The sequence below is a fragment of the Vibrio sp. 10N.222.48.A3 genome (assembly GCF_041475345.1).
GTDB lineage: Bacteria > Pseudomonadota > Gammaproteobacteria > Enterobacterales > Vibrionaceae > Vibrio > Vibrio tasmaniensis_A.
The window spans coordinates 1-1,385 of record NZ_JBFRVX010000026.1 but is presented as its reverse complement, the minus strand read 5'-3'; the positions used below and the strand labels follow the sequence as shown (position 1 = coordinate 1,385).

Annotated in this window: 1 protein-coding gene and 1 pseudogene; both read right to left on the bottom strand. The window is 42.3% G+C overall.

The genetic code is table 11. The features are described from left to right. Window positions 1-185: pseudogene (locus tag AB4653_RS01035) on the bottom strand (ABC transporter permease); the annotation flags it as partial. A gap of 1 nt (window position 186) precedes the next feature. After that, window positions 187-1,104, bottom strand: coding sequence for an ABC transporter ATP-binding protein (locus tag AB4653_RS01030; protein WP_009847588.1), 918 nt, complete (start codon window positions 1,102-1,104; stop codon window positions 187-189). Window positions 1,105-1,385: the final 281 nt, after the last annotated feature.

Genomic DNA, 1,385 nt, shown 5'->3' with positions numbered 1-1,385 from the left:
ATGTATTCCATGTAGCTAAAGCCATTCATTTCACCAATACGCGCACCAATCAGGTTACCGAAGATGATGAAGTAAAGCGTCATGGTAATCGCTGGCGGCACCAGAGTTTGCACCCAGATACGCGTGAAGCGATTGATCTCTTTGGTCAACAAGCTGCAGAAAGCGGTCCAATATAGGCTGTACATATTATTTATTCCCCTCACGGACGATACTCACAAATAGCTCTTCTAGGCGGTTTGCTTTGTTACGCATAGAGAGAACTTTTACCTGCTGCTCACTCAATTGATCAAAGATGGTATTCAAACCTCGATTCTTGTCGATTTCGATTTCTAGCGAGCCATTAACCATCACTTGGCTATTCACACCTTCAAGTTTAGGTTCAGTCGCACCCTCTTCAAGATCAAGAATAAAGGTCTCGGCACTCAACTTACCCAACAGCGACTTCATTGTGGTGTTCTCAATCAACTCACCACGATTGATGATACCAATGTTACGACACAGCATTTCCGCTTCTTCTAGATAGTGCGTAGTTAAAATAATGGTGATGCCCTGCTTCTCGTTGATCTCCTTGAGGAATTCCCACATTGAACGACGCAATTCAATATCAACACCCGCCGTTGGTTCATCAAGAATTAACAAATGAGGCTCATGCATCAGTGCACGCGCGATCATCAAACGACGCTTCATACCACCAGATAAGTTACGCGCACGTTCGCCACGCTTTTCCCACAAATCGAGCTGAGATAAGTACTTTTTAGCGCGTTCTTTAGCAAGAGCTTTCGGTACACCGTAGTAACCGGCTTGTTGTAGCACGATCTGCTCAACCGTTTCGAACGGGTTAAAGTTAAACTCTTGCGGGACTAAACCTAAGTTCAACTTCGCTAACTCCAGATCGGTATCAATGTCGTAGCCAAACACTTTCACCTTGCCTGACGTTTTATTAACCAGTGAAGAGATAACACCAATGGTGGTGGATTTACCCGCACCATTTGGGCCAAGTAGTGCGTAAAAGTCGCCTTTTTCTACTTGTAAACTCACGCCCTTAAGAGCCTCAAAGCCCCCTGCATAAGTTTTTCTTAGTTGCTCAATTTCTAATGCATACATAGAGATAGACTGCCATTTGCTATAGATAAGATGTTGATGGCCGAATTTGAGGAAGAGAGTAATGCTTAATACGAGCTAGCAGAAAACTAACTCAAACTTGTTTACTCGGCCATTTTGCAAACAAGTTTATCGTTGATTAACGATTAATACAAATACCGAGTGAGGCTTTCTTTCGAAAGCGAACAAGAATATTAGGTACGTAAAGAGCTATTCAGTGTTCAGTAAACATAAAAAATGCCGTTAAGTTATTAACTTAACGGCATTAATCACAAATACTATAT